We start from the raw sequence: 23,055 nt of genomic DNA on the forward strand, positions 1-23,055 counted from the left end.
GTGCTCACTGGGGAAGCTCTTCCTGCCCTGGAGGGGCCGTCTTGCGGGGGGCGCGCTTTCGAACTGACTTGATGGCAGTTAGACGTTGGGCACGAATACGGTCGAGCAGGACCGAGGCTGGCTCGTCGGCGGGGTCCTGTGGGACGAGAGTCCCGGAGAAAGCGGCGCTGCGAAGAGCGCTACGCAAGTTCGACGCCTGGCTAGCCGCCGTTGCAACCACTGCAGATGCCTCGTCAATTGCCGAGCGGGTTGCACGCGCATGGCGCACAAGGGCTTCCTGATCCTTGACATCCGGTACGGGAATCTGCACAGATTTAACTTTTTTGGTGTTTAGAGTATACAGCCCGCTCGTCGATGCGGCAACCGATCTCAATTGAGCGGAGACCTCCGGGGAGTTCCAAACCAATTCCAAATATTCAGGCACGAGCGAAATGCCCGGACTAACTCGAATCAGATGATTCTGGTGGACGCAGTCCTTGATCTCATCACGCCACATTGCAGCGCGACCAATCTGATCAGGAGAGCCGTTCCCTTCAACCACAAGGAGATCCCCATAGGAGAGCCTATACTTTTCAATTTCTCCGTCGAATAGCTCGATCTCATGAACATCCAACAGATTCAACAAACCGCGGGGAACATTCGCAACCCTGAGGAATGGGAACTTATTCTCGATCGGCCTACGCTTGCCACTTTTCTGAATTCCACCTGAAACCTTAGCGACCTCGCCAACCGGCCTCGTTACCGGTGCATCAAGATCCTCCAGCGCCTCCCCGGTAACGAGCGACTGCAGAACCCCTGACCAGAGGCGCTCAATCAGCCTCCGAGCAGCTTCTGATGCCGCCTCGCCAGCTTCGATGTGGGTGAGCTGCTCGTGCAGCTTGGCGACGATTCGGCGCTGTTCAGGGAGGGGCGGGACCACAATCGAGGTGTCCAGCAATGCCTTCCTCGCCACGCTCGCCTGGTTCACGTGATTGTTCAGCACTGCCTTAAAGTGGCCAATCGCCCAAAGGTGATGAAGCTGGACAGCGAGAAATTTACCGTCCAGTCCCTCGGGGCCACGCAGGCGGGTCATATGGTTCGAGTACGCCAAGGGCTCCACTGAGTCCACCCAAGCAGTTTTACCCACCCATACTGGACTGTTCGTGTTATTGAAGAGCACGTCTCCGAATACAACACGGCGATCAGAATCATCATTTACGTATCGAGCATCCGACGTGTCGAGAACACCATTGCCCGTTACATTCATAGGTCGAAGGTGAACGATGCCATTTCCGTCACGATTGTGCCTGCCGCTGGCAAACCCAGGCTGCGCCTCGACGCCGAGCTCCTCGAGCGTCGCCCGAATCCACCCCTCCGGCAGCCTTTCCCCCGGCGCGCTCGCCACCGTTTCCCCCGCGCCCGAGTCCGTCACGCGCCCAGCTCCTTATCCAGTTCGTCAATGATTTCTTCCGCCCGATTCGCGCCGAATTCGGCGAGGAATCCGTCCGTACCATTGCGTGTCGTGAACGGGGCGTAGTCAAGGTCGGCGGTGTCGAAGCGTACACGCTCGATTGTCGCGCCGACGATGTGGTCAAGCCACCATCGCTCGCGCTTACTGAAGCTGACGCCGGACTGTTCCTGGCGGGCGAGCCAAGCCGCGTACCGTTCCCGTACAACCTCTTCGTGGGGGCGAGGAGCCGGAGCTCCGCGTTCAGCACCGCCGGCGAGTTCGTAGCGCAGGAGGGCGAGGAGGTCGGCGGCGGTGCGCTTGGCGCGCTTGTGTACCAGCGTCTCGCCGACGTTCTCATACGCCTTCCAGAGAGTGTCTGGGGTCCAGGAGCGCGGCGGACGGGCAACGCTCCGTGCCACGTCCTGCAGGCGACGCAGGGCGGCGGCGGGCGGGACGTCGGAGTCGGCGCCGAAGGCGATAGTCAGGGCCGCGATCTCGTCGCGGTTGTCGTCGATGTACTGCTTCCAGTCGCGGACGGTGGCCTGTGCACTCTCCTCGTCGTCAACGGCCGCGCCCGCCCGGACCAGTGCGTCACGGCTGTTCTCGTCGTACAGGATGTCCTTGGCTCGGCGCATCTCCAGGAGCCTCGTGCGCAGTGCTGGTGTGGCGGCGAGTGGTTTCAGCGCATGCTCGATGAGCTCGCGGACCGCGCGTTCGGGGTCCCGGCCGACACGCTGAGCTGCCTCCCGGGCTTCCAGCTGCTCATCGGTCGAGACCGCCTTGACCATGCCGTGGACGATCTCCTTCAGCGGGACACCACCGCTGATCCGCTCGATCTCGGCGCGTTCCTCGCTCGTCATCTGAAGGCCGAGCTTGGCGAGGCGGGAGGCGAGCGTGGAGACCTCTTCCTCCTCGATTGTGTGGGCGGCGGTCTTGCGGAGCAGTTTCTCCAAGCTGATCTGCTTGTCGCTGTGACGCTCCAGCGGGGCCGCGTCGACCTTCGGCTTCCGGGTGACACCGACTGCGTCGACCATGACGAAGCGAGTCTTGGGGCCCACCCCGGGTGTCACCCGTTCGAAGTCGGTGAGGGAGAGCGTCCGTGCACCGCGGCCCTTCATCTGCTCGAAGTAGGCCCAGCTCTTGACGTCCCGCAGGAAGATCAGGCATTCGAGGGGCTTGACGTCGGTGCCGGTGGCAATCATGTCAACGGTGACCGCGATACGGAGCTGGGGAAGGTTACGGAAGTCGGCGAGCCGTTCGGCCGGCTTCCTTGCCGCGTGCGTGATCTTGGTACAGAAGTCGTTGCCCTTACCGAAGACGTCGCGGATAACCTCGACGATCTCTTCGGCGTGATTGTCGTTCTTCGCGAAGACCAAGGTCTTGGGAACGTACATCTCGTCCCACAGCAGCGCGCCGGTTTCCGGATCGCGTTTGGCCCGTTCCGGGAAAATCTCCGTGAACAGCCGGTCCCTGAAGGTCTGGATCACCGTACGCAGCTGGTCCTTGCTGATGATGCCGACGCCTACCTCCTTCGCGCCGTACTCGATGTCCTCGGCAATGTCCTCGTACCGTTGACGACGGGTCCGGCGATCGCGGACCGGGACCGTGCCCTGCGCGATGACCCCGCCCTGGCCGGTTATCCGCGTCTCGATCTCGTACACGGAAAAGTCGACGTTGACCCCGTCGGCAACCGCCTCCCGGTAGGTGTATTCGCTGACCAGGTTGCCGTTGAAGTAGCCAAAGGTCTGGGCGACCGGGGTGGCGGTGAGACCGACAATCGGGGCGTCGAAGTACTCCAGGACCGAGCGCCACTTGCCGTAGATGGAACGGTGGCACTCGTCGACGACGATCAGGTCGAAGGCTTCGGGGGGGATGGTGGCGTTATAGCCGACCTCGATGTCGCCGGGCACGTCGTACGGCAGGTCCGCTTCTTCGCCCTCACCTTCAGGGGCCGCGTCGGGAAGATTACGGCCGGTGAGTTCCATGTAGAGGCGCTGCACGGTGGAGATGACAACCTTCGAGGAGGCGAGCATCCCTTCCGCACCCAGCCGCTGCACGTTGAAGAGGTCGGCGAACTTGCGTTGGGTATCCGGGGTGGTGAAGTTCTCGAACTCCGCGAAGGCCTGTGCGCCCAGGTTGTTGCGGTCGACGAGGAAGAGCACTCGTTCAGCGCGTGCGTGCTTGAGCATGCGGTAGGAGAACGTGACCGCTGTGAACGTCTTGCCCGCGCCGGTGGCCATCTGAACGAGAGAACGGGACTGCCCCATGCCGTGCTGGCCCCTGCCGAGAGCAACAGAGTCCTCCACCCCCTGAACGGCGGTGATCTGAGCGGGGCGCAAGGGGCGCTCATCAAGTTCGGGCATCCGAAGCCGCAGCCGAGCGCGGTAGCTGGGAGCCTGCGGGTCCTCGTCGGCTTGGCGCATCCAGCGTGCCAGGGTACGTGGCTGGTGAAAGGAGAAGATCCGGCGCGTACGGGAATCCGGATCGAGAGTGGAGCGGAAGCGAGTCTCGCCGCCATCACTCACGTACCGGAACGGCAGTGGGGTGCGCCAGGCGACCAAGCGCTGCTGTGCGTCGGTGAGATGGTCGGCGTACCCATTGACCTGAGTTTCCGCTGCTGTGAGGTCAGCGCCTTCTCGCTTGGCCTCAATGACGCCGACGAGCTTCGCCTCTACATATAGGGCATAGTCGGCTCGGCCCCGTGCCGTGGTCACCTCACGTACGGCCACACCGCTGCCGCGCCGGTCACCCTGTACGTGGAGGTTGAGGCCGGATGCGGCGTCCTGGACGTACCAGCCGGCCTGCGCCAGCATCTCGTCGAGCTTGAAACGGACCTGTGCCTCGGTCAGGGGCTCTCGGGATGCCTGCTCCGCGTTGTCAAGCAAGCGAGCGCGCTCTGCCACCGCAGCCGAGGCTGCGGCTGTGCTGGTGGCATCGGCGCGGTGCCGGTGAGCGCGCTCCTGGTCGGCCGCCGTCTCGATGGCCGCCAGCTGAACCTGCATAGCGGCGACCTGGCGGGCCAACTCCTCGCGCTCGGCCTGAGCCTGGGCGAGCTCGCGCTCGGCAGCGGCTCGCGCAGCCTGCTCGACCTGCGCCTGTGACGCCTGATCCCGGTAGCTCAGCCGGGCCTCTTCGAGTGCCTTGCGAGCAGCGGCGATATCGTCCGCTAGCCGGGCGTTCCTGGCGGCCGGCGTTCGGTCAGGGCTCGGCGGTACGAAGGTGAACTGCTCCCGAGATCCGGTGAGTAGACGGTGGTACCAGACACCGAGGCGGAAGCAGGTCTGCAAGGCACGGAAAGCGTCTTCGGCGCTGTCGTGACCTTTGTGATTGGCGTCGTTGCCGAGTGTGCGGACCTCGTGGAAGGCGTTACCGACGTCGCCGTGGAGGTAGCCCTCCCGGTCCAAGGCTTTGAGACGGTCGAACTGAGTACTTCCCTCGACACGAACCCGGCCCCGGCTCACCAGCTCCTCCGCGAGGGCTTCGCCGAACTGCCGCGACTTGATCAAGGAGGTATTGGGGTCGTCGAAGACGTGGCTCTCAGCAGCGGCCCCGTAGGCCACGAGGAGCGGCAGGTCAGCCAGGAGGAAACCGAAGTTCCTGGACTGCTGAGCGAGGCGTACCAACCTAGGGTTCGCCGTAGAACCACCTGCACTCATGTGACCCATCCGCCTTCCAAGTGGGCCGCACCTGGCGCTGAAGCCTCGATGACGTCCACGTCTCTCACCAGTACGTCTGCGTGATCCTCAATCGACCCTAACGGGGCAGCCCTCAGTGCCGCTAAGGTTTCCTACGACACCATGGAAAACCCGCGGCTACCTGCGTCATCGGAGTCACCCCACCAGCAGGGCAGCGCGACCGGGTCCGGTGCAGGCTAGCCGATGGAGCCGGTGGCGGGTCAGGATCCGGTGGACCGTCGAGGCCGGGAGTCCGAGGATCGGGCCGATCCTCGCCGGGCCCAGTTTGCGGGATTGCCGAAGGTCACAGACCTGTTCCTCGATCACGGCCGGGGTTTGGTGCGGTGTTGTGTGCGGCCAGCTGGAGCGCTGGTGCAGGCCGGCCTCTCCTTCGGCCCGCCAGCGACGCTGCCGCCCCTGCCCGTGCCAGCCCCTGACCGTGTCCTGCACGAACAGCTCGACATACGGGCCCATGACGACGACGTCGCCGCCTACGCGTCAGTCGCCGCGCCGGACTCAGGCGCTTCTACGCTGCGCTCGGGCGTCGGCCTAGGACTGGCCCCTGTTTTGCGGGTACGCAGCGAGTTGTAAAGCATGGTCCCGCCCACGCCCATGCCAGCACCGATAATGACGCCCTGCTGGCGGCCCACCATCTGACCGATCTTGATGCCCTGTTGGCGGCCCGCCAACCGGTAGGCGGCTCGCAGGGCTGCTGGACCGGCCCGTTTCGCGGCTTCTGCGGAGAGCTCGGCGCAGTCCCACATCTGGGGGGCACCTCGGTTCGGGTCACTGGTCGGGACGGAACCACGATCTCAGGGCGGCATGACACGGGTGGGCAAATTCGCAACTTCTCGACACCGGCTGCTGCTCCCCCTCCTATGGTGACATCGCCTGTGATCTCTAGGTCGCATCTGCTTCGCAAGCTGCTTAGCCTGCCCCGGACGAAGCCCAGCACGCCGCGCTCAGTGCCCCGGCAATGAGTGGTTGCGTGAAAGCGTTCGAAACAGCTCTGCCCTGCGGTGAGACGTGGCCCGCGGGTGCGGCGTGCACCACGTGCGCCGCCGCACTGCACCCGGGCAAGCAAGAGAGTGCCTCTCCGAGCCTTCGCTGATGTAGGCGGTGTCACCTTGCAGACCTGGCGGCACGGCAGGGACAGCGAGGGCGTCATGCGATGTGGCAGGCGTGGATGGAGCGCGAAGCCTCCCTACGACGGCCGTGGGACCGCACCACGACGCTCACTCAGGAAATCGGCGCAAAATGCCGGGTCAGACGCGTCTGAGGTGCGCCAGCACGCCGCGACAGCGCGCCAGTACCGCACGGCGCGCGGCTAGTACCGCACGGAAAACCGTGGCGGAATCTGCGTTTCCGCAGGTCAGAACGTTTTTGCAAGGGTGAAATTGGTGGGGCGGGTGGGACTCGAACCCACGGCCGACGGATTATGAGTCCGCTGCTCTAACCGGCTGAGCTACCGCCCCTTTACGGCGTGGCGCGTACATGTGTGCGCGCCGTCTGCCGCAGCATAGCCGCTCATACGATCTCCTGCCTCGGATGCCTCGCATGATCGGCTTCGCTGTCCTGAGAGACCGTATCGAGTGCTGCCCGGTTCCAGGATGCGGGCAAAAAAAAGAGGACCCACCCGGGTCCCCTTCTTCTTTGCTCCCCCGACTGGACTCGAACCAGTAACCTGCCGATTAACAGTCGGCTGCTCTGCCAATTGAGCTACAGGGGACCGCGCTCCCCCGACTGGACTCGAACCAGTAACCTGCCGATTAACAGTCGGCTGCTCTGCCAATTGAGCTACAGGGGATTGCTGCGGGTGCATCGAACGGCCCACCTCCGGCCTTGCCGGGGGGCGAGCGCTCGTTGCGAGTCATAGATTAGCGCAAGCAGGGGGGTGCTCCGCCAATCGGTATCGCCAGCGGGCCGGGCACCACACGACGAAGGGTGGCAAGCATGCGGTACAAGGTCACGTTCGTGGTCGGACTGGCCCTCGGATACGTCCTAGGAACACGGGCCGGGCGCGAGCGCTACGAGCAACTGAAGAAGTCGGCGCGCCAGGTCGCGCAGAACCCGGCGGTCCGCAACGCCGCCGAAACGGCCGGTCAGAGCGGGCGCCAGTTCGCGGGCAAGGCCTTCGCCGTGGTGAGCGACAAGGTCGGCGACGCCGTCCCGGAGTCGCTGACCGAGCGCGTACGGACCCTGCGCGGTCGGGTCGGCGGCGGCGGCCGCGAGGACGAGTGGGGAACCAGCAACACCTGACAGCCGGGTTCGGACGGGGCGCGGCGTCGCCCCGCGCCCCGGTCGGGCCGGGGTACGAGCGACGCCGGTACCCCGGCCCGACCGGGGCGCCGGCGATGCCCGGCGCTCCCCGTCCGGACCGGGTGCGGGCGGCGCCCGGCGCCCCGCCCGCGGTGGGGCGGAGTCCGCGCGGGAGTGCCGGCGCGGCGTGCGGCAGAATTCTCCGCATGGGGATAGTCGCCGGACTGGACAGCAGTTCCACCTTCACTCGCATCGTCGTCTGCGACGCGGACACGGGCGCCGTGCTGCGCCAGGGCTACGCGCCCCATCCGCAGTCCGCGGGTGAGACGGTCCCCCACGAAACCGATCCACAGGCATGGCTGCTGTCCCTCGGCGAGGCCGCGGGCGGCGGGCTGCTGGAGGGCGTCGAGGCGATCGGCGTCTCGGCGCAGCAGCAGGGCGTCCTGCCGCTGGACTCGCAGGGCGCCCTCGTGCGGCCCGCGCTCGTCGGCAACGACAAGCGGGGGCAGGTCGCCGCGGCGGATCTGATCGAGGCGCTCGGCGGGCGGCAGGCGTGGGTGCAGGCCGTGGGTTCGGTGCCGCACGCCGCGCAGCCGATCGCGAAGCTGGCCTGGTTGGCCCGTACGGAGCCGGAGGCGGCCCGCCGGGTGGCGGTCCTGATGTCTCCGCACGACTGGCTCGTCTGGCAGTTGCTCGGCCGGCCCGCCCGCCGCACCACCGACCGGGCCGGCGCCTCCGGGACCGGCTACTGGTCGGCGGCGACCGGCTCCTACCGTCCGGACCTGGTCGAGCTGGCGCTCGGCCGGCAGGCGCTGCTGCCCGAGGTGCTCGGGCCGGCCGAGGCCGCCGGGATGACGCCCGAAGGACTGTTGATCTCCGCGGGGACCGGCGAGACGATGGCCGCCGCCCTCGGGCTCGGGATCGGTCCGGGTGACGCGGTGGTGTCGCTGGGCGCCTCCGGTTCGGTGATGGCCGTCCACCACGAGGCCCTCGCGGAGCCGGGCGGGCTGATCACCTCCCTCGCCGACGCGGGCGGCATGCACCTGCCCGTGGTCAACACCTCCAACGCGGTACGGGCCCTGCGGGGCACCGCCGACATGCTCGGCACCGACCTGGAGGGGCTCAGCGCCCTCGCGTTGAAGTCGACCCCCGGTGCACACGGGCTCGTGCTCCTGCCGTACCTGGAGGGAGAGCGCACGCCGAACCTGCCGCACACCGCGGGCACCCTGAGCGGGCTGCGCCGGGACTCGATGAAGCCCGAACACCTGGCGCGGGCGGCCTTCGAGGGCATGCTGTGCGGGCTGGTGGACGCCCTCGACGTGCTGCGGCACCGGGGCGTCGGGATCCGGCGGGTGTTCCTGCTGGGCGCGGCGGCCGACCTGCCCGCCGTACAGATCGCGGCGCCGGGGCTGTTCGGGACGCAGGTGGTGGTGCCGGCTCCGGCCGACTACGCGGCGCTGGGCGCGGCCCGGCAGGCGGCGTGGGCGCTCGGCGCGCACCGGGGCACGCTGGCCCCGCACACCCCGCCGATCTGGCCGGCCGCGGCCGCTCAGGTCTTCGAGCCGGGTGAGGACTATCCGGCGTGGCAGGCGGTGCGCCAGCAGTACATCGCCACCCGGGAACAGCTGCACCCGGGCGCCTTCCAGTACTAGGGGCGCGGGTCACGGCCGCAGGTCCGGGGGCGCGGGCGGCCTCCTCCTTTTGACCGGGCTTTACGAAATCCGGTGGGGATCGAGGCGCCGGTTGGCACAAGATGGAGCGAACCCCCTCGATCTTGCCGACCGGAGCCTGCGCGTGCTCATACGACTTCTGCGGACCCATCTGGGTCCGTACCGGAAACCGATCGCCGTCCTGGTGCTGCTGCAACTGCTGCAGACCAGTGCGAGCCTCTACCTGCCGACGCTCAACGCCGACATCATCGACAACGGTGTCGTCAACGGTGACACCGGCTACATCCTGCGCTTCGGCGCCCTGATGCTGGGCGTCTCGCTCGTCCAGCTCGTCTGCAACGTCGGGGCCGTCTACTACGGCGCCCGCACCGCGGCCGCCCTCGGTCGCGACGTCCGGGCCGCGGTCTTCGACCGGGTGCAGAGCTTCTCCGCCCGGGAGCTGGGCCAGTTCGGCGCCCCGTCGCTGATCACCCGTACGACGAACGACGTCCAGCAGGTCCAGATGCTGGCCCTGATGACGTTCACGCTGATGGTCTCGGCGCCGATCATGTGCGTCGGCGGCATCGCGATGGCGCTCTCGCTGGACGTGAAGCTGTCCGGCGTGCTGCTCGCGGTGGTGCCGGTCCTCGGCCTGTCGGTCGGTGCGATCGTCTTCCGGACGCGGCCGCTGTTCCGGCAGATGCAGGACCGCCTGGACACCGTGAACCGGGTGCTGCGGGAGCAGATCACCGGCAACCGGGTGATCCGCGCCTTCGTCCGCGACCCGTACGAGAAGGAGCGGTTCCGCGGGGCGAACGCCGATCTGACCGGGGTGTCGCTGGCGGCGGGCAAGCTGCTCGCGCTGATGTTCCCGGTCGTGATCCTGGTCGTGAACGTGTCCAGCGTGGCCGTGATCTGGTTCGGCGCGATGCGGGTCGACAGCGGCGGCATGGAGATCGGCCAGCTGACGGCCTTCCTCGCCTACCTGATGCAGATCGTCATGTCCGTGATGATGGCCACCTTCATGTTCATGATGGTGCCGCGCGCGGAGATCTGCGCCGAGCGCATCCAGGAGGTCCTGGACACCAGGTCGAGCGTGGTCCCGCCCACCGATCCGGTGCGCGAGCTGGCGGTGCGCGGCCGCCTGGAGCTGCGCGGCGCCGACTTCCGCTATCCGGGCGCCGAGGCGTCGGTGCTGCGCGGGGTGGACCTGGTGGCCCGTCCCGGTGAGACCACGGCGGTGATCGGCTCGACGGGCAGCGGGAAGTCGACGCTGCTGGGCCTGGTGCCGCGGCTGTTCGACGCGACCGGCGGCGAGGTCCTCGTCGACGGGGAGGACGTGCGCCGCATCGATCCGGCGCTGCTGGCCAGGACGGTCGGCATGGTGCCGCAGAAGCCGTACCTGTTCTCCGGGACGGTCGCCTCCAACCTGCGCTACGGGCGCCCCGGGGCGAGCGACGAGGAGCTGTGGCAGGCCCTGGAGGTCGCCCAGGCCAAGGAGTTCGTCTCCGCGTTGGAGGGCGGGCTCGACGCGCCCATCTCCCAGGGCGGTACGAACGTCTCCGGCGGGCAGCGCCAGCGGCTGGCGATCGCCCGGACGCTGGTGCAGCGGCCGGAGATCTACCTCTTCGACGACTCCTTCTCGGCGTTGGACTACGCGACGGACGCGGCGCTGCGCGCGGCGCTGTCCCGGGAGACCGAGAACGCGACGGTGGTCATCGTCGCGCAGCGGGTCTCCACGATCCGCGACGCCGACCGGATCATCGTGCTGGACGAGGGCGCGGTCGTGGGTGAGGGCCGGCACCACGAGCTGATGGCCGACAACGAGACCTACCGGGAGATCGTGCTCTCCCAGCTGACGGAGGCGGAGGCCGCATGAGCGGGCCCGGAGGACGGATGATGATGGGCCCGACCGAGCGGTCCATGGACTTCAAGGGGTCGGGCAAGCGGCTGCTGGGGCAGTTGGCGCAGGACCGGGCGAAGCTGTGGGGCATGGTCGCGGCGGTGGTCGGCAGCGTGGGCTGCGCGGTCGTCGGCCCGAAGATCCTCGGCAACGCGACGGACCTGGTCTTCGCGGGGATCGTCGGCCGGGAGTTCCCGGCGGGGGTCACCAAGGAGCAGGCGCTGGAGCGGATGCGCGCGAACGGTGACGGCGGGATGGCCGACATGCTGTCGGGCACCGCGTTCACGCCGGGCGAGGGCATCGACTTCGGCGCTGTCGGGGTGGTGTCGTTGTGGGCGCTGCTGGTGTTCACGCTGGCCGGTCTGCTGATGCTGGTCGCGACGCGGCTGTCGAACCACGTGATGAACGGCGCCGTCTACCGGATGCGCGAGGAGCTCCAGGGGAAGCTGTCGCGGCTGCCGTTGTCGTACTTCGACCGGCAGAAGCGCGGCGAGGTGCTGAGCCGGGCGACGAACGACATAGACAACATCGGGCAGACGCTCCAGCAGACGATGGGGCAGTTGCTGAACTCGCTGCTGACGATCGTCGGCGTGCTGGTGATGATGTTCTGGATCTCGCCGCTGCTGGCGCTGGTCGCGCTGGTGACGGTGCCGCTGTCGGTGGTCGTCGCCGCGAGGATCGGCAAGAAGTCGCAGCCGCAGTTCGTGGCGCAGTGGAAGACCACGGGCACCCTGAACGCCCACATCGAGGAGATGTACTCCGGCCACACGTTGGTGAAGGTGTTCGGGCGGCAGGAGGAGTCGGCGGCGGTGTTCGCCGAGCAGAACGAGGAGCTGTACCGGGCTTCGTTCAAGGCGCAGTTGGTCAGCGGCCTCATGCAGCCGGTGATGTTCTTCCTGTCGAACATCAACTACGTGCTGATCGCGGTCGTGGGTGGTCTGCGGGTGGCCTCGGGCGCCCTGTCGATCGGTGACGTGCAGGCCTTCATCCAGTACTCGCGCCAGTTCTCGATGCCGCTGACGCAGGTGGCGTCGATGGCGAACCTGGTGCAGTCGGGCGTGGCCTCGGCGGAGCGGGTGTACGAGCTGCTGGACGCGGAGGAGGAAGAACCGGACGTGGCGGTTCCGGAGCGTCCGGAGACCCTGCGCGGCCAGGTCACCCTGGACAAGGTGGCCTTCCGGTACGAGCCGGGCAAGCCGCTCATCGAGAACCTCTCGCTGACGGTGGAGCCGGGCCACACGGTCGCGATCGTCGGCCCGACGGGCGCGGGCAAGACCACGCTCGTCAACCTGCTGATGCGCTTCTACGAGGTGACGGGCGGCGAGATCGCCCTGGACGGCGTGGACATCGCGAAGATGAGCCGCGAGGAGCTGCGCGGCGGCATCGGCATGGTGCTCCAGGACACCTGGCTGTTCGGCGGGACCATCGCGGAGAACATCGCCTACGGCGCCTCCCGCGAGGTCACCCGGGAGGAGGTCCAGGAGGCGGCGCGCGCGGCGCACGCGGACCGGTTCATCCGCACCCTGCCGGACGGCTACGACACGGTGTTGGACGACGAGGGCGCGGGCGTCAGCGCGGGCGAGAAGCAGTTGATCACGATCGCCCGGGCGTTCCTTTCGGATCCGGTGATCCTGGTCCTCGACGAGGCGACCAGCTCGGTGGACACCCGTACCGAGGTGTTGATCCAGAAGGCGATGGCGCGGCTGGCGCACGGCCGTACGTCCTTCGTGATCGCGCACCGGCTGTCCACGATCCGGGACGCCGATGTGATCCTCGTCATGGAGAGCGGCTCGATCGTGGAACAGGGCACGCACGAGGAGCTGTTGGCGGCCGGCGGCGCGTACGCGCGGCTGTACGCGGCGCAGTTCGCGCAGGCGGTGGCCGAGGTCGACTGACCCGCGGGGTCGAGCGGGGTGGGGGCGTCCTTCGGGGCGCCCCCTGCCCGTTTCGGTCGCGGTGGCCGCGGAGTTGGTCGGCTCCGTCGAGTTGGCCGCGGAGTGGGTCGGCTCAGTCGAGGTAGCCGCGGAGTTGGTCGGCGAAGGCGTGGTCGCGGAGCTTGCCGAGGGTCTTGGACTCGATCTGGCGGATCCGTTCGCGCGTCACGCCGAAGATCCGGCCGATCTCCTCCAGGGTGCGGGGCCGGCCGTCGGCGAGTCCGTAGCGGAGTTGGACGACCTTGCGTTCGCGTTCGCCGAGGGTCGACAGGACCGCTTCGAGGTGTTCGCGCAGCAGGAAGAACGCGGCGGACTCCACGGGTGAGGCGGCGTCGCCGTCCTCGATGAGGTCGCCGAGGGCGACGTCGTCCTCCTCGCCGACGGGGGCATGCAGGGAGACCGGTTCCTGGGCGAGCCGGAGCACCTCCATGACCCGCTCGGGGGTCAGTTCCAGGTGGACGGCGACCTCTTCGGCGGTGGGTTCGTAGCCGCGCTCCTGGAGCATGCGGCGCTGGACGCGGATGACCCGGTTGATGAGCTCCACGACGTGGACGGGGACGCGGATGGTCCGGGCCTGGTCGGCGAGGGCCCGGGACATCGCCTGGCGGATCCACCAGGTGGCGTAGGTGGAGAACTTGTAGCCGCGGGCGTAGTCGAACTTCTCGACGGCGCGGATCAGTCCGAGGTTCCCCTCCTGGACCAGGTCGAGCATGGTGAGGCCGCGGCCGACGTAGCGCTTGGCGACGGAGACGACGAGCCGCAGGTTCGATTCGATGAGGCGGCGTTTGGCCATCCGGCCCATGACGACGAGTTGGTCGAGGTCGTGGGCGAGCCGGGAGTCGAGGTCCGGAGTGTTGCCCAGTTTCTCCTCCGCGAAGAGGCCCGCCTCCACCCGCCGCGCGAGGTCCACCTCCTCGGCGGCGGTGAGCAGCGGGATCCTGCCTATCTCGCGCAGGTACTGCCGGAAGAGGTCCGCGGACGGCCCCGCTCCGGCCGCGTTGTCCCTGCTGCGCGTACGTGGCGCGGGTTCCCGGTCCACCGGCTCCAGGGCCTCGGGCGCGTCGGCCCCGGGTTCGTCGTCCACGGCTTCGGCCTCGGGGTCGGGCTCCGCGCCTGCGACGGCTTCGGGTTCGTCGGCCGGGCCGGCGTGGGCGGCGTGGTGGGCAGGGTGGCTCACGTTCGCGGTCAGGGTCCGGGTCTGCACGGGGGCGACCTCCAGGGCTCCGAGGACGGTGGCACCGCACCTCAGTGTGGGGTACGGCACATCACCGCCACGAGGGGCGTGCGAGCACTTTCTGAGTCCGGTGCGTGACCGGATGGTTACCCCCCGGCGGGAACCCCGATGCGGATCGGACGCATGTCCGAGATGATCGATGTCATGTCTTCGCACGGAACCTACGAAACCCACGTGACGGTCCGCTGCCCGGACGCGGCGGAGCTGCAGCGGCTCGAATCCTGGGCCGCGGCGCGGGAGTTGAAGGTCACGCACATCCTGCTGGCCCGGGGCCGGATGCTGTCGCAGCCGATGTTGACGCTGCCGGACGGCACGAGCCACGAGCGGCTCGTGCCGCAGCTGCGGGCGGCGGGCTTCGACCCGGTCCGGGTGAAGGTCGAGACGGTTCCGTGGAGCACGGACAGCCCGGGGCCGGGCGGCGGCTACTACGAGCACCACCTGAAGCTGGCGCTGCCGGCGGACTACGACCGTCAGGCCCTGGAGTCCCTGGTCACCGAGCACCGGGCGCACCTGTCGTGGAACGCCCGCCACACCCTGCCGGATCCGGACGGCACGCACGAACGCTTCGTCACGCAACGCTGCCGGGGCACCGCGTCCGGCGCGACGGCGGCCTGCGACACGTTGATCTCCGTCCTGGTGGAGGCCGGCTACGACATCCTCGCGGAGGAGCGGGAGTTCGTGCTGTACGACAGCGACCTGTCGGTGGACGAGGGCTGGATCGAGTGCGGGGAGGTGTCCCGATGAGCCCGTGGCGCGCGCTCGGGACGCGGAGCACGCCACAGCCGCGGGAGTCGCTGGACGACGCGACGCGGGCGCCGGGAGACCTGCCGCGCACGTCGCGGACGGTGGCCGGGGACGACGTACGGCAACGGGCCCCCTGCGACCCGTCGCCGCGGCACCGCTTCCGGGGGTACTGCTGCGGACCGGGCGAGGAGGCGTTCGTCGCCCGCCCGGCGGCGGCCCCGCGGCCGACCTTCGACGGCGACGGCGCCCGGGGCGTCCCGTCCGGATCCTGGATCGCCGCGGGTGGCGGCCCCCCGGTCCGCCGTGGCGGGGACCGGGCGCCGGGGGCGGGTCACCGGCCGGTCAGGTACTTCACCGTCAGGCCCGCGGTCCAGCCGCCGTCCACGGCGAGTTCGGCGCCGGTCATGTAGCCGGCGGCGTCCGAGAGCAGGAAGGTGACGGCGGCCGCGATCTCCTCGGGGAGGCCGACGCGGCCCAGGGGGGCGCCGGGGTAGTTGCCCTCGCCCGCCGCGATGCCGATCGGTGCGGTCATCGGGGTCAGCGTCATGCCCGGGTGGACGGAGTTGACGCGGATCCGGTCCTCGGCGAGTTCGACGGCGCCGATCTTCGACAGGCCGCGCACGCCCCACTTGGAGGCCCCGTAGCCGGCGGTGAGGGCGAGACCGGTCAGGCCGGCGGCGGAGGAGATGTTGACGATGGAGCCGCCGCCGTTCGCCCGCATCAGCGGGATCGCGGTCCTGATCCCGATGAACACGCCGACCAGGTTGATGTCGATCACCCGGCGGAAGTCCTCGACGCTCTCGTGCTCCAGGAACTGGCCGGTGGAGATACCGGCGTTGTTCACGAGCCCGTCGATCCGGCCGAACTCGGACACCGCGTGCGCGAGCACCGCCTCCCAGTCGGCCTCGCTCGTCACGTCGTGCCGCAGGAAGCGCGCCGCGTCCCCCAGCTCGGCGGCGGTCTCCGCGCCCTCCGCCTCCAGCACGTCGGTGATCAGCACCCGGCCGCCGCCGTCGACGACGGCCCGCGCGGTCGCCGCGCCCAGGCCGCGGGCCCCACCGGTGATGACGACGGCCTTGCCGCCCAGATCCACGACAGCCACGGTTCCACACCCCTGACGCACAGACTGGTATATGACTAATCGGCATACGCCGACGGGCCGTCAGTCTGCCAGAGCGGCCAGCACCCGCGACACCCCTTCCTCCTTCGGCCCCAGGAACCGGGGCGCCGGCTCGAACACGGCGTCCAGCGCCGCCTTGCCCGCCGCGAAGACCTCGCGGGCCCCGCCGTAGTACCAGGTGGCGTCGTGCACGTCCTGGACGCCGACCCCGTACGAGTCCACGCCCGCGGCCTCGCACAGCGCGACCGCGCGGCGGATGTGGAAGCCCTGGCTGATCAGCACCGCCCGGTGCACGCCGAAGATCTCCCGGGCGCGCACGCAGGAGTCCCAGGTGTCGAAGCCGGCGTAGTCGCTGACGATCCGGCCGTCCGGCACCCCGTGGGCGGTGAGGTAGGCGCGCATCGAGTCCGGCTCGTCGTACTCGGTACGGCTGTTGTCACCCGTCACCAGGACCACCTTCACCTTCCCGGCGCGGTACAGCTCCACGGCCGCGTCGAGCCGGTCCGCGAGGTACGGGGTCGGCCGGCCGTCGTAGAGCAGGCCGGCCCCGAACACGACGGCCACCTCGGCCCGCGGCGCGTCGGCCGTGGTGCGCAGTCGGTCGGCGGCGACCGCGTGGGTCCACGCCGAGGGCAGCAGCGCGACGGCGCAGCCCGCCATCACGAGCCGCACGAGCCGGCGCCGGGCCCTGACGGTGCGCGGGACCAGCCCCCGCGCGGCGCGCGCGATCCGGTGCGGGCGCGGTGTGCGCATGAGGTTCCCCCTGGTGGTGCCGGCCGGTGTGCGGCGGGCGCCGCACCCGCAGGTCAGGACGTACGAGGAGGGCGGACGGTTTCACCGAACGCGTCACACCCGGACCCCGGCGCCGCCCCGGGCCGAGCCCGCGGCCCTCCGACGCCCGGCCGGACGCACGGCGGCGTGCACCCGTCGGTGAGCGGGCCGTAAACACCCGTCACCCCGACGCAACGCCCGCGCAACCTGCACCCGGCAGGATCGGTCCGTGACGGAGCCGGTGCACCCTCCCGAACCCTTCGCCCTCCCCTTCGGCAGCGCGGCCGAGCTGCTGACCCGGATCACGGCACGACTCGGCACGCAGCTCGGCGGCCTGCGCCCGCCCCGCGCCTACGGAGCCCCCGCATGCAGCCCACCCTCGTCGCCGTGGCCCACGGCAGCCGTGACCCGCGCGCCCCGCTCGCCGTCCGCGCCCTCCTCGAACGGGTCCGCGAACTGCGTCCCCACCTCGACGTCCGGCTCGGGCACGTCGAGCTGAACGAGCCGCTCCTCGGCGACGCCCTGGGCGCGCTGCCCGGCGGCGGCGAGGCGGTCCTCGTGCCGCTGCTGCTGGGCCGCGGCACCCACGTCAAGCGGGACCTCCCCGCGGCCGCCGCCCGCGCCGGGCAACTGCGCGTCCGCGTCGCCGCCCCGCTCGGCCCGCACCCGCTGCTCGTGGAGGCCCTGTACGAGCGGCTCCTGGAGGCCGGCTGGACCCCGGGGACGGCGGTGGTGCTGGCCGCCGCCGGGTCCAGGGACCCGGACTCCGCCGCCGACACCGGGCGCGCCGCCGCCCTGCTGTCGGAGCGGCTCGACGGGGTCCCCGTGGTCCCGGCCTACGCCTCGGCCGCCGCGCCCCGCGTGCCCGACGCCGTCCGGGCGCTGGCCGCACGGGGCCACCGGGTCGCGGTCGCCTCGTACTTCGCCGCCCCGGGCCGGTTCGCCGCCGCCTGCGCGGCCGCCGCGTCCGGCCCGGCGGCCGCTCCGCTCGGCGACCATCCGGCGCTGGCCCGGCTGGTCGTGCTCCGCTACGAGCAGGCCCTCGCCCGGCGGGCGCGGCCCCTCGAACTGGTCACCGCCTGAGGGCCGCCCCCGTACGGATCGCTCGGTTCGTCGGCCATTGCGGTTAACGTCGGAGCATGGAAGGCACCGCACACTCCCCCGCCTACGCGTCCTACGACCCCGCCGCCACCGAGCGGTGGGTCCCCGAGCCCGACAAACAACCCGGCCGCACCGCCTTCCAGCGCGACCGCGCGCGCGTCCTGCACTCCGCCGCGCTGCGCCGCCTCGCCGGCAAGACCCAGGTCGTCACCCCGGGCTCCCGCTCCTACGACTGGGACGCGAGCCCCCGTACCCGGCTGACGCACTCGCTGGAGTGCGCGCAGGTCGGGCGCGAGCTCGGCGCGGCCCTCGGCTGCGATCCCGACCTGGTGGAGGCGGCCTGCCTGTCCCACGACATGGGCCACCCGCCGTTCGGGCACAACGGCGAGGAGGCGCTGAACGAGTTCGCGAAGGACAGCGGCGGCTTCGAGGGCAACGCCCAGTCGCTGCGGCTGCTGACCCGGCTGGAGCCCAAGCGGTTCGTGCCCGATCCGGTGACCGGCGAGCCGGTGAGCGTCGGCCTCAACCTGACCCGCGCCTGCCTGGACGCCGCCACCAAGTACCCGTGGGCGCGCGGCGACCACCCGACGGACCCGGGTTCGGTGAAGTTCGGCGCCTACGAGGACGACCTGCCGGTCTTCGAGTGGCTGCGGCGCGGGGCGCCCGCCGACCGCAAGTGCTTCGAGGCGCAGGTCATGGACTGGTCCGACGACGTCGCGTACTCGGTGCACGACTTCGAGGACGGTCTGCACGCCGGTCACCTCGATCCGAACCTGCTCTTCGCGGAGCCCGAACGCGCCGCGATCTGGCAGGTCGCCATCGGCCGGTACGTGCCCGCCGACACCGCCCCGGAGGAACTCCGCGAGGCCCTGGACCGGCTGATGGACCAGGAGTGGTGGCCGCACGGCTACGACGGTTCGGCCGTCGCCCAAGCTCGGCTGAAGGACGCCACGAGCCAGCTGATCGGCCGGTTCTGCCAGGCGGCGGAGGGGGCGACCCGTGAGGCGTACGGACCCGGCCGGCTGACCCGGTACGCGGCCGGACTGGTCGTGCCCCGCGAGGCGCGCAACGAGTGCGCCGTCCTCAAGGCCGTCGCCGACCTGTACGTCATGCAGCGCGACGAGCAGGAGCGGCTGCGGGCCGATCAGCGCATCGTCCTGGCCGAACTCGCGGAGGCGCTCAGCGCCCGCGCTCCGGAGGGCCTGGACCCGCAGTTCCGGGCGACCTTCGACGCGGCGCCCGACGACCGGGCGCGCAAACGCGCGGTCATCGACCAGATCGCCTGCCTCACCGACGCCGCGGCCCGCTCCCTCCACGCCCGCCTCACCAGACGTCCGCAACGCGCCGAAGGGTGAGCCGATCGGGCCATTCCCCCTTCACGCGGCAGGCTCGGTGCGGGACGCTCGCATGTGGTCGCATGTGGCGGAGAGGTTATGAGGAGGCATCAGGTGGTCGACGCACACCGGACGTTCGTGATCGTCGGGGCAGGGCTCGCCGGGGCGAAGGCGGCCGAAACGCTGAGGTCGGAGGGGTTCACGGGCCGGGTCATCCTGATCGGCGACGAACGCGACCATCCGTACGAACGGCCCCCGCTGTCCAAGGGGTACCTCACGGGCAAGGAGGAGCGCGAGAGCGTCTTCGTCCACGAACCGTCCTGGTACGCGGCCGCCGACATCGAGCTGCACCTGGGGCAGCCGGCCGTCCACCTGGACCGGGAGAACAAGACGGTGCGCCTCGGTGACGGCACGCTGCTGCACTACGACAAGCTGCTGCTGGCCACCGGGGCCGAGCCGCGGCGCCTGGACGTCCCGGGCACCGGCCTGGTCGGGGTGCACCACCTGCGGCGGCTCGCGCACGCCGAGCGGCTGCGCAACGTCCTGGCCGCCCTCGGCCGGGACAACGGGCACCTGCTGATCGCGGGCGCGGGCTGGATCGGCCTGGAGGTCGCGGCGGCGGCGCGCGGCTACGGCGCGGAGGTCACCGTGGTCGAGGCGGAGGCGACCCCGCTGCACTCGGTCCTCGGGCCGGAGATCGGCCGGCTCTTCGCCGACCTGCACGCCGCGCACGGGGTCCGGTTCCACTTCGGGGCGCGGCTCACCGAGATCGTCGGCCACGACGGGATGGTGCTGGCGGCCCGGACGGACGACGGCGAGGAACACCCGGCGCACGCGGTGCTCGCCGCGATCGGGGCCGCGCCTCGCACTGCGCTGGCCGAGACCTCCGGGTTGGCGCTGGTGGACCGCGAGCACGGCGGGGGCATCGCGGTGGACGCGTCCCTGCGCACCTCGGACCCGGACGTGTTCGCCGTCGGCGACGTCGCCGCCGCCCACCACCCGGTGCTGGGGACCCGGCTGCGGGTCGAGCACTGGGCGAACGCCCTCAACGGCGGGCCGGCCGCGGCGCGGGCGATGCTCGGGCAGGAGGTCGGCTACGACCGGGTGCCGTACTTCTTCTCCGACCAGTACGACGTGGGCCTGGAGTACTCCGGGTACGCCCCGGCGGGCGGCTACGACCAGGTGCTGATCCGCGGGGACGTGGGCAGGCGGGAGTTCATCGCGTTCTGGCTGTCGGAGGGCCGCGTGCTCGCCGGAATGAACGTGAACGTGTGGGACGTCACCGAGCACATCCAGGCCCTGATCAGGTCGAAGACGCCGGTGGACCGCGACAAACTGGCGGACCCGTCCGTTCCGCTCGCGTCGTTGATCACCGGGAAGGGTGCCTGACGGGATTGTCGTCGCCCGGCCGTAGACTTCACGCGTGGCAGGACGGATCAACGACGACGACGTGAAGGCGGTACGGGACGCGGTCCCGATCGACGCCGTGGTCTCCGAGTACCTCCAGCTCCGCAACGCCGGCGGCGGCAACCTCAAGGGCCTGTGCCCCTTCCACGACGAGAAGTCCCCGTCCTTCCAGGTCAGTCCCAGCAAGGGCTTCTACCACTGCTTCGGCTGCCAGGCGGGAGGGGACACCCTCGACTTCATCATGAAGATCGACCACCTCTCCTTCTCGGAGGCGGTCGAGCGCCTGGCCGGCCAGGCCGGCATCACCCTGCGGTACGAGGAGGGCGGCTACACCGCCGGCACCAGCGGCCGCGGCGAGCGGATCCGACTGGTCGAGGCACACAAGGCCGCCGCCCTCTTCTACGCGGAGCAGCTGGGCGGCGCCGAGGCCGAGATCGGGCGCCGCTTCCTGGCGGAACGCGGCTTCGACCAGGCGGCGGCCGAGCACTTCGGCGTGGGCTACAGCCCGGCCGGCTGGGACCACCTGACCCGGTTCCTGCGCGGCAAGGGCTTCACCGACAAGGAACTGGTCACCTCCGGGCTCGCCCAGGACAGCCGCAGCGGCAAGCCCATCGACCGCTTCCGCGGCCGACTGATGTGGCCGATCCGGGACATCAGCGGCGAGGTCGTCGGCTTCGGCGCCCGCCGGCTCCGCGACGACGACAACGGCCCCAAGTACCTGAACACCCCCGAGACCGCGATCTACAAGAAGTCCCAGGTCCTGTACGGCATCGACCTGGCGAAGAAGGAGATCGCGAAGACCTCCCGGGCCGTGGTCGTCGAGGGCTACACCGATGTGATGGCCTGCCACATGGCCGGGGTCACCACCGCCATCGCCACCTGTGGCACGGCCTTCGGCGGGGACCACATCAAGATCCTGCGCCGACTGCTGATGGACAACGCGACCGCCGAGGTGATCTTCACGTTCGACGGGGACGCCGCCGGCCAGAAGGCCGCGCTGCGGGCCTTCGAGGACGACCAGAAGTTCGCGGCCGAGACCTCCATCACCATCGCCCCGAACGGGATGGACCCCTGCGACCTGCGCCTCGCGCAGGGCGACGCGGCCGTGTCGGGGCTGGTGGAGTCGCGCACCCCGCTGTTCGAGTTCGCGCTGCGGCACATCGTGTCCCGGCACAACCTGGAGAACCCGGCGGGGCGGGCGGCGGCGCTGGACGAGGCGGCACCGATCGTCGCCAACATCAAGAACATCGCGATCCAGCACGAGTCGGCCGTCCAGCTGGCGGGCATGCTCGGCATCCGTGACGAGCAGTTCGTCGTCAAGCGGGTCGCGCAGCTGGCCCGCTGGGCCCGCGAGCGCGGCAACCAGCCGCAGCAGCAGGGCCGGGGCGGCAACCGGTCCCCCGAGTCGGCGCCCTCCGCGCCGGCCGCGGCGCCCGGCGGTCCCGCGCTGAACCTGCGCAGCCCCGCCCACCGCACCGAACGCGAGCTGCTCAAGCTGGCGCTCCAGCGGCCGGCCCTGGTCTCCCCCGCCTTCGACGCGTACGGCATCGACGAGTTCACCGCCCCGCCCTACGCGGCGGTCCGCCAAGCCATCCAGGACGCCGGCGGCGCCGCGCAGGACACCGACGACTACCTGATCCGGGTCCGCGAGGCGGCGCCGAACGACACCGTCCGCGCCCTGGTGACGGAGCTGGCCGTCGAGGCCATCCACGCCAAGACGGTGGACGAGGTGTACGCCGGGGACCAACTGGTGCAGGTCCGGCTGCGCGCCGTGGACCGCCGGGTCCACGAGGTCCAGGGCACCATGTCCCGGCTCGGCCCGCAGGCCCCGCCGGAGCAGCACGCGGCGGTCCAGGAAGAGCTGTGGGTGCTCCAGCAGTACGGCCGCCGGCTGCGCAACCGCGGCGCCGAAGGGCTCTAGACCGTCCCTTTCGGATCCTGCCGGGCCCCGGTCCGGCGGCGGGCGTGCCAGTCGCCGCCCGGGATCGGGGTGCCCGAGTCGGCCAGTCGGCGGGCCAGGGGCTCGGCCGCCAGGTAGACCCAGGCGCGGACGCGGACGCCGTCGGGGCGGACCGCGTCGCGGGCGACCCGGTCGTAGAGGTTCCCGGGGCGGCCCGGGCCCGCGTACTCCTCCAGCCGGTCCAGCGCGGCCAGGAGTTCCCCGTACGCCTGCGGCAGCGCGGTGATCAGCTCGCCGGCTATCGCCGTCGCCGAGCCCGGGCGGTCCACGGCGTACGGGTAGCCGGGGCCCTCGTACAGGACCGCTCCGGGCAGTCGGGCCGGTTCCTCGGCGGCGGTGCGGCCCCGGAGGAACAGGTCGTGGTTGACCTCGCCCGGCCGCAGCGTCCCGTACACGAAGAACGGCAGCGTGCCGGATTCCGGCCGATCGACCGATGCCACGGGGTCCTCCCTCGACGCAGACCGACTCGACCCACACCGTACGCACCCCGCCCGCGCGGCCGCCGCGTGCCCCCGAACCCCCCGAACCCGACGGCT

The 23,055-nt window shown here is 70.3% G+C and carries 15 protein-coding genes, 3 tRNA genes and 1 pseudogene; 9 read left to right on the plus strand and 10 right to left on the minus strand.

Annotated features, from left to right (window positions below; genetic code table 11):
• Positions 1–4: 4 nt before the first annotated feature.
• The 6 genes and pseudogenes from AB0D46_RS17585 to AB0D46_RS17610 form a co-directional block, all read right to left on the minus strand.
• A complete protein-coding gene (locus AB0D46_RS17585; protein WP_362878284.1) occupies positions 5–1,411 on the minus strand; it encodes a hypothetical protein in 1,407 nt (468 codons plus the stop codon).
• Positions 1,408–5,094 carry a DEAD/DEAH box helicase family protein gene (locus tag AB0D46_RS17590; RefSeq protein ID WP_362878286.1) on the minus strand — a complete coding sequence of 1,229 codons (3,687 nt, stop codon included), beginning with the start codon at positions 5,092–5,094 and terminating at the stop codon, positions 1,408–1,410. Before AB0D46_RS17590 ends, AB0D46_RS17585 begins: the two co-directional genes overlap by 4 nt.
• A 207-nt stretch (positions 5,095–5,301) precedes the next feature.
• A pseudogene (locus AB0D46_RS17595) lies at positions 5,302–5,511 on the minus strand (leucine zipper domain-containing protein); the annotation flags it as partial.
• A 990-nt stretch (positions 5,512–6,501) separates the two neighbouring features.
• A tRNA-Ile gene (locus AB0D46_RS17600) sits at positions 6,502–6,578 on the minus strand.
• A 181-nt stretch (positions 6,579–6,759) separates the two neighbouring features.
• Positions 6,760–6,832: transfer RNA gene (locus tag AB0D46_RS17605), tRNA-Asn, on the minus strand.
• 5 nt (positions 6,833–6,837) lie between these two features.
• Positions 6,838–6,910: transfer RNA gene (locus tag AB0D46_RS17610), tRNA-Asn, on the minus strand.
• A gap of 146 nt (positions 6,911–7,056) precedes the next feature.
• On the opposite strand from AB0D46_RS17610, the gene AB0D46_RS17615 reads away from it, so the two are divergent.
• The 4 genes from AB0D46_RS17615 to AB0D46_RS17630 all read left to right on the plus strand — a co-directional run bounded on the left by AB0D46_RS17615 (position 7,057) and on the right by AB0D46_RS17630 (position 12,809).
• The gene (locus AB0D46_RS17615) at positions 7,057–7,362 is read left to right on the plus strand and encodes a YtxH domain-containing protein (RefSeq protein WP_362878288.1); all 306 of its coding nucleotides are present in this window, start codon (positions 7,057–7,059) and stop codon (positions 7,360–7,362) included.
• Between the two features lie 206 nt (positions 7,363–7,568).
• Positions 7,569–9,014 (plus strand): FGGY family carbohydrate kinase, encoded by a 1,446-nt coding sequence (locus AB0D46_RS17620; RefSeq protein WP_362878290.1) that lies wholly within the window; start codon positions 7,569–7,571, stop codon positions 9,012–9,014.
• Positions 9,015–9,156: 142 nt separating this feature from the next.
• Positions 9,157–10,890: an ABC transporter ATP-binding protein gene (locus AB0D46_RS17625; RefSeq protein ID WP_362878291.1), complete on the plus strand. Its 1,734-nt coding sequence runs from the start codon at positions 9,157–9,159 to the stop codon at positions 10,888–10,890.
• Positions 10,887–12,809, plus strand: a complete 1,923-nt coding sequence (locus tag AB0D46_RS17630; protein WP_362878293.1) for an ABC transporter ATP-binding protein — start codon at positions 10,887–10,889, stop codon at positions 12,807–12,809. Before AB0D46_RS17625 ends, AB0D46_RS17630 begins: the two co-directional genes overlap by 4 nt.
• 112 nt (positions 12,810–12,921) lie before the next feature.
• On the opposite strand, the gene AB0D46_RS17635 is transcribed toward AB0D46_RS17630, so the two are convergent.
• Positions 12,922–14,112, minus strand: a complete 1,191-nt coding sequence (locus AB0D46_RS17635; RefSeq protein ID WP_362878295.1) for an RNA polymerase sigma factor — start codon at positions 14,110–14,112, stop codon at positions 12,922–12,924.
• Between the two features lie 114 nt (positions 14,113–14,226).
• On the opposite strand from AB0D46_RS17635, the gene AB0D46_RS17640 reads away from it, so the two are divergent.
• Positions 14,227–14,826: a hypothetical protein gene (locus AB0D46_RS17640; RefSeq protein ID WP_362878296.1), complete on the plus strand. Its 600-nt coding sequence runs from the start codon at positions 14,227–14,229 to the stop codon at positions 14,824–14,826.
• Positions 14,827–15,157: 331 nt separating this feature from the next.
• Here AB0D46_RS17640 and AB0D46_RS17645 read toward each other — a convergent pair whose 3' ends face one another.
• Both AB0D46_RS17645 and AB0D46_RS17650 read right to left on the minus strand, forming a co-directional pair.
• The gene (locus AB0D46_RS17645; RefSeq protein ID WP_362878298.1) at positions 15,158–15,928 is read right to left on the minus strand and encodes a glucose 1-dehydrogenase; all 771 of its coding nucleotides are present in this window, start codon (positions 15,926–15,928) and stop codon (positions 15,158–15,160) included.
• 60 nt (positions 15,929–15,988) lie between these two features.
• The gene (locus AB0D46_RS17650) at positions 15,989–16,699 is read right to left on the minus strand and encodes an ElyC/SanA/YdcF family protein (RefSeq protein WP_362878299.1); all 711 of its coding nucleotides are present in this window, start codon (positions 16,697–16,699) and stop codon (positions 15,989–15,991) included.
• A 384-nt stretch (positions 16,700–17,083) separates the two neighbouring features.
• Here AB0D46_RS17650 and AB0D46_RS17655 point away from each other — a divergent pair, with 384 nt between their 5' ends.
• The 4 genes from AB0D46_RS17655 (at position 17,084) to dnaG (ending at position 22,480) form a co-directional block, all read left to right on the plus strand.
• Positions 17,084–17,800: a sirohydrochlorin chelatase gene (locus tag AB0D46_RS17655; protein WP_362878301.1), complete on the plus strand. Its 717-nt coding sequence runs from the start codon at positions 17,084–17,086 to the stop codon at positions 17,798–17,800.
• A gap of 56 nt (positions 17,801–17,856) precedes the next feature.
• Positions 17,857–19,173, plus strand: coding sequence for a deoxyguanosinetriphosphate triphosphohydrolase (locus tag AB0D46_RS17660; protein ID WP_362878302.1), 1,317 nt, complete (start codon positions 17,857–17,859; stop codon positions 19,171–19,173).
• 93 nt (positions 19,174–19,266) lie between these two features.
• Positions 19,267–20,541: an FAD-dependent oxidoreductase gene (locus AB0D46_RS17665; protein WP_362878304.1), complete on the plus strand. Its 1,275-nt coding sequence runs from the start codon at positions 19,267–19,269 to the stop codon at positions 20,539–20,541.
• A gap of 34 nt (positions 20,542–20,575) precedes the next feature.
• Entirely contained in the window at positions 20,576–22,480 is a 1,905-nt protein-coding gene (dnaG, locus tag AB0D46_RS17670) for a DNA primase (RefSeq protein ID WP_362878306.1), read from the plus strand.
• Here the strand turns inward: dnaG and AB0D46_RS17675 are convergent.
• Complete coding sequence (locus tag AB0D46_RS17675; RefSeq protein WP_362878308.1) at positions 22,477–22,959, minus strand: gamma-glutamylcyclotransferase family protein; 483 nt, start codon at positions 22,957–22,959, stop codon at positions 22,477–22,479. The genes dnaG and AB0D46_RS17675 overlap by 4 nt on opposite strands.
• Positions 22,960–23,055 lie beyond the last annotated feature (96 nt).

It is taken from the genome of Streptomyces sp. NPDC048383, assembly GCF_040651775.1.
Lineage (GTDB): Bacteria > Actinomycetota > Actinomycetes > Streptomycetales > Streptomycetaceae > Streptomyces.